At 43.2% G+C, this 5,993-nt stretch carries 4 protein-coding genes; 2 read left to right on the forward strand and 2 right to left on the reverse strand.

Translation table 11 applies throughout. The features are described from left to right. Nucleotides 1-102 precede the first annotated feature (102 nt). Entirely contained in the window at nucleotides 103-372 is a 270-nt protein-coding gene (locus tag H6S82_RS15060) for a peptidoglycan-binding domain-containing protein (RefSeq protein ID WP_190469737.1), read from the forward strand. Nucleotides 373-535: 163 nt separating this feature from the next. After that, nucleotides 536-2,707: a protein kinase gene (locus tag H6S82_RS15065; protein ID WP_190469735.1), complete on the forward strand. Its 2,172-nt coding sequence runs from the start codon at nucleotides 536-538 to the stop codon at nucleotides 2,705-2,707. Between the two features lie 72 nt (nucleotides 2,708-2,779). On the opposite strand, the gene H6S82_RS15070 is transcribed toward H6S82_RS15065, so the two are convergent. Further along, nucleotides 2,780-3,442, reverse strand: coding sequence for a Coq4 family protein (locus tag H6S82_RS15070; protein ID WP_190469733.1), 663 nt, complete (start codon nucleotides 3,440-3,442; stop codon nucleotides 2,780-2,782). A gap of 295 nt (nucleotides 3,443-3,737) precedes the next feature. Further along, a partial coding sequence (locus H6S82_RS15075) for a sucrose synthase (RefSeq protein ID WP_191056370.1) occupies nucleotides 3,738-5,993 on the reverse strand: 2,256 nt, incomplete at its 5' end.

Genomic DNA, 5,993 nt, shown 5'->3' on the forward strand with positions numbered 1-5,993 from the left:
TTTATGCTACTATCTAAGTAATATCACCCATTTGGGTACTGACACAGCTTGGGACTCAGTATTATCTTGGAGATGTTAAAGCAAAGTTCTGCGAACAAAACCATGCAATCTGTAATAAAGCTAGAAACCAAGAGCGCTCAACTAAGCCCCACAGAGACTCTGCCGGTTCTGCGTTACGGTAGCTACGGGGATGCCGTCAAAATTGTACAGCGACTCCTTTTTACTCTGAACTACTACAGCAATGTCATTAATGGAGTGTACGGCTTACGGACAGAGGCGGCGGTAAAATCTTTCCAAAAAGATAACGGGTTGGTGGTTAACGGCATTGTTGACAGCAAAACTTGGTTAGGGTTAAGTCGTATATCTTGTTGAGGAATAACTGCTGGGCGGTGAAGCTGTCCCTACAACTATACCTGGAGAGCGTTGAATGTAATAGGGCGATCGCATTAATGTTGCAGTAAGCCATTGTGGCGGATTGCTTATTTGGTTAGCATCGTTACAGGCTAACTGTGTAAACTAGAGTAATCTAAGCGCCGTGAGTTATTGCCTAAATCCCGATTGTCCAAAACCTACAGATCCGTTGAATATTCCCAATCGTATTTGTCGTCACTGCGGTTGGGAAATATTATTGCAAGAGCGCTATCGAGTTATACGTCAACTGGGGCAAGGTGGATTTAGCAAAACCTTTGAGGTGTTGGATAGAACAACACCAAAAGTTCTCAAAGTGTTGTTTAACAACCATCCCAAGGCTGTTTCCCTGTTTCGGCGAGAAGCAGAGATTTTAAGTTTGCTAGACCATCCCGGTATTCCCAAAGTCGATCGCGACGCCTATTTTCTTACTTTACCCAGAAACAATCAACAGCCGCTGCACTGCTTGGTGATGGAAAAAATTGACGGCTGTAACTTAGAAGAATGGCTTTTAGCTAGGAACTATCAACCAATTACCCAAGCGCAAGCAGTTGACTGGTTAAAACAGTTGGTAATTATCTTGGAGCGGGTACATCAGCAAGAGTATTTTCATCGAGATATCAAACCATCTAACATTATGTTGCGCTCCGACCATGCTCCCCTTAGTAAGGGAGGTTGGGGCGATTTGGTATTAATTGATTTTGGCACTGCTAGAGAAATTTCAGGAACTTACTTGGCAAAAGTCGGTGGCGGACAAAATGTTACGGGAATTATATCTACAGGCTATACACCCCTGGAACAAGTAAATGGCAAAGCAGTACCTCAATCTGATTTTTTTGCTTTAGGCAGAACTTTAGTTTATTTGCTCACAGGTAAACCTCCCAACGACTTTCCGGAAGATCCCCGCACTGGTGAATTGTTGTGGCGAAAAAGTGCCCCCCAAGTAACAAAACCAGTAGCAGATTTTATTGATTACTTGATGGCTCCTTTTCCGGGTAACCGCCCTTCAAGTACGCAAATAATTTTCCAGTATATTGAAAATATTGAGCGCCATTTATCGACAAGTAACATCGGCACCGTAGCTAGAGGTATTCAAACTAACTTACCGGAAGTATCCCAGCAAATACCTTTACCAAAAATTAAAAAAACGCGATATAAAAAGCTACCAAAGTTCGCTACTGAATTTCTGGCAGTTAATGCGACTTTGCTGCTGGGGTTTACAGGCACTCAAATTTATGATTACTTCAGCACAAACTCACCTGATTGGAGCTACCAAAGAAGGCCAAAGCGCTCAGAAGAATCCCATTCAGCAGTGGCAGCAGAAAAGCAATCTAATCCTCTAGTTATTACTTCAAATGCAAATAATGCTATTAAAAATAACCTGGCAGAAACGTACCTATCTAACCCTTATAACACATTGTTGGGGCATTTAAGCAGGGTAAATGGAATCGCGTTCAGTCCTGATGGAGAAATTCTTGCCAGCGGTAGCGGTGATAGCACCATCAAATTATGGGATATAAGCACTGGTAAACAAATCAGAACTTTGTGGGGTCATTTAAGCGGAGTAAGTGCGATCGCATTCAGTCCCGATGGGCAAACTTTAGCTAGCGCCAGCGCCGACAATACTATTAAATTGTGGGACGTTAGTACGGGTAAGCTGCTGCATACCCTTATCGGTCATTCTGGTTGGGTGTCTTCTGTCGCATTCAGTCCCGACGGACAAACTATTGCTAGCGGTAGTTACGACCATACCATTAAAATTTGGGATGCCAAAACGGGTGAGTTGCGCCAAACTCTCATCGGTCATTATTCCTGGGTATTTGCTGTTGCTTTCAGCCCGGATGGACAGACTATTGCTAGTGGCAGTTTTGATAATACTATTAAACTTTGGAACCCGCTCTCCGGTCAGCAAAAGCAAACTTTAACCGGACACTCTTTACGAGTGCGATCGCTTGCTTTTAGTCCTGATGGAAATCTTCTCGTCAGCGGTACGGGAGAAGGTACGATCGAACTGTGGAATGTGATGACCGGTCAAATCGAAAACACTCTCACCGGACATGAAGATGCGGTGACTGCGATCGCATTTAGTCCCGATGGCAAGAAAATCGCCAGCAGTGGCGACTCAAATATCAAAATTTGGGATGTCACTACTGGTATATTGCTTGACAACCTAAGCGGACATTTAGATACAGTTGATGCCGTTGCTTTTAGTCCCCAGAACCTGATTCTCGCCAGTGGTAGCAATGACAATACAATCAAAATTTGGCCGCTTTCCCAACTGCAAACAGGGAAATTTTAGATTTGAAATTTCAAATTCAACTTAAATCTGAAATTTCAAATCTCCAATTTAAAATTACCCAATCGCCAGTCTTTAATTAATTTCAACTTCTAATTCACTTCTCCATTGTGACAAAGGTTTATCCCAATTTTCCTCCCACTTTTGCGCCAGTAAAGGTTTCGCTTTTAACCCCATATTATAACCGCGATCGATAATTTTCATCAGCTCGCTCAAATCATCTGGAAATCTCAGCAGAGTATTCAAAATTCCTCCCGCCATCAGCGCCACCGACAAAGGTGTGCGAGTTTGAGCAAGATAAAATGCTTGCAAACCGATTTCTCCGAATACATCAGTGTCAAAACCAGTAATCGCGTGCCAAATATCGTGGGTTTGACGTATGCGTAATGCCAGGTAAGTATAATCATTGTCCACCCTAACCTTACGATAAAATTCAGGATCGAAATTTGCCTCCTTCATTTTGTACGCATAGGTGTAACCCAGAGAATGTTTGGGTAGTTTTAGCAGGGCTTCTATATCTGGAGTTTGGGCTATATAACGTTCGGCAATGAGAGGTTGAACTTCAGGGATAGACTTCAAGTATTCCATCGATTTTTGATATGTTTCGGTATGGCGAAACCCCTCCGCCATATCGAAAACAGAATCAGTTTGACCGGGATCTCTAGCAAAAGTAATAAATCCTTTGAAACCGATGAGATAGTCAAGGTGCATTTGCCGATTTAGTTCTGGTGCTAACATAAAAACTATAAAATTTGTATGTACCAATACTCTATATTCAGCACTCACAAAACCCGATCCGGAAATACCAGTTTGCTAAGCGTCAATCCCTCGCCATATTTAAAGTAGTTTGCCACAATGTAAAAAAGCGGGTTTTTTTAATCACTCCGGTTTCTCAAAGCTAAAGCAGCAGCAATTAGCTGATGTGACAATTAACAAACTGTCTATTTAACTCATCTATTAACCAGTAGGGTGCGTTAACGCAGTGTAACGCACCTAAAATCATCACAGATGTATCGCCCACGCAACCTGCATATTAACGCTGCATATGTTGCTCTAGCAAACGTTGCGCCCTTGGTTTAAACAGCAAATAAAACAAAGATTCAATGTAGCGCAACAAATCCTCGCGATTTTCCTGAGAAGTAAAGTTCCAAAAACCATAAATCCGCGCCAAGGACAGCAGCCGAGTCGTGTGAATTTTCCAGGTGTAGGTGCTGTATACTCGATCGATAGCTCGCTGGGAAATTTCATGCCAGTAGTGAGGATCGCGATCGCATTTGGAAATAAATTCCAAAATTCTCTCGGCAGTTTCGTCCAAGTGGGTTGGATTGATGTAAAATCCATTAACTTTATCTTGAATAATCTCCAATGGGCCACCAAACTGGGTGGCAAAAGTCGGCAATCCGGAAATCATCGATTCCAAAATCGTCAAACCAAACGCTTCAAACAAAGCTGGTTGCACAAAAATACCCTGGCGATCGGCTATGATTCGGTAAATTTCTCCAGAATCGCTTTTAGGTAGGCGCACCCCCAACCAGCGAATTTTACCGTGCAAATTGTACTCATCAATAATGCGGTAAAGCTTTTCGATTTCAGCGCGTTCTTCCCGATCGGTTGTTTCTTCAACGCGCAATTTCCCAGCGATTAAGATTAAGTTAGAATGTGCTTGCAATTCTTGGCTTTTACCGAAGCATTCCGCTAATCCGGTCAGGTTTTTGATGCGATCGAGTCGCGCCATCGAGAAGAGAGGATGCTTGCGGGGATCTTCCAGTTTACCAAATATCTGGGTCGGATCTTCGCGCTCGAACAGCATTTGTTCCAGCCGATCGCGATCGCTCTCTATTCTATCTTCATGCCTAGTATAGGGAAAATACACATTTTCATTTACCCCAGGTGCTACCACATTAAACTTAGGACTGAATAGCTCAATCCCATTGACAACGTGATACAAATCTGGCATCGTAAAGCACTTGTAAGACTCGTACTGACCTACACTATCCGGCGTTCCCACAATTTCTTGGTAAGTGCTGGTCATAATAAAATTCGCCGCATTCATCGCCAGCAAATCGGCAGTAAAGTGCAGCGAAAAGTGATATGCCTCCTCAGATTCTTGCCAGTAAAGATTGCTGAACAGATATTTAGATTTTTCTAAAGCGTGAGCGATATTGCACTGCGTCACCTTAAGGCGACGCGCCAGCAGAAACGCCACTAAATTACCATCAGAATAGTTACCGACAATCAAATCCGGTCTACCGTGAAATTCTGCCAGCAGTTCTTTTTCCGCATCTATAGCATAGGTTTCCAGATAAGGCCAAATTTCAAAACGCGATATCCAGTTATTCGTCATATTGGGATTGAATTCCCGGAATGGTACGCGCAAAATCCAGGCATTTTCGGTACCGTAAACTTTTTCCAGACGTTGGTTGCAGCGAGTACCATCGCTGTTAGGAATTAGACGAGTGAGAATAATTACTTTTGGATGAATATTCAGCACATCCAATCCAGCTAAGGTGATGTCTTCTTGCAGTTGTTTTTCTAAACCTTTAGCTTGGTCGAGAACATACACTACTTGACCGCCTGTATCGGGTCGTCCCAAAACTCCTTCTTGACCGAACCAACCGTGAGGAGACACTAAAACAATTTTAAACACCATCGGGATACGAGAGAGGAATGCTTCTAGAGTTTGACGATCGGATGAATCGATCGATTCGTCCAGCATTTCCAGCGTTTCTCGTACCCGACCCGCAGTGTTACCCCAACCGGGTGCAAAACCCATTGTTTGCAGTTCAAACCGAAATTCTTCGTAGGATTGGTGGTTAGGTAGATCGTTCAAAAAGGTTAAGGCTTTTTTCACCCTGTCGGATAACTGTTGCTGCGATCGAATGCGTTCGTCGATTAGCAATTGAACACCGTTGTAGGTGTGAACGCGCAAGAAATTAAACAAAGCTTCCTGCCATTGTCCGGGTTCTTGCAACAGTTTGCTAGATAAATAGCGGTTGAGTAATTGCACGCCGTTGCCGATATTTTTGGGGTCGCGAATTGTCGGCGAATAGTCGTAAAAAGGCCCGAAATCCAGTTCTAGCAAGTCACCTTCATGGGGATGGAAGTGGTTGACGAAGCGATCCCGCAGATCCAGCAACTCCTGTACGGTTATGCGATCGACTGCCAAGTCTTCTGTCAATCGATATACTTCTTGAGAAGCAATCTTAGGACGGATAATCAAATAGAGATTACTGTCTTCTCGAATAATCTCTTGCGTGTAATAAATTAATTTTTCTAAATTGGAAGACTT

It is taken from the genome of Planktothrix sp. FACHB-1355, assembly GCF_014748295.1.
GTDB lineage: Bacteria > Cyanobacteriota > Cyanobacteriia > Cyanobacteriales > Aerosakkonemataceae > Aerosakkonema > Aerosakkonema funiforme_A.

What these genes read in the sequence shown, in the direction of transcription:
- H6S82_RS15060 (WP_190469737.1), top strand. Translation starts at nt 103, where the DNA reads ATGCAATCTGTAATAAAGCTAGAAACCAAGAGCGCTCAACTAAGCCCC.
- H6S82_RS15070 (WP_190469733.1), bottom strand. Translation starts at nt 3,442, where the DNA reads ATGTTAGCACCAGAACTAAATCGGCAAATGCACCTTGACTATCTCATC.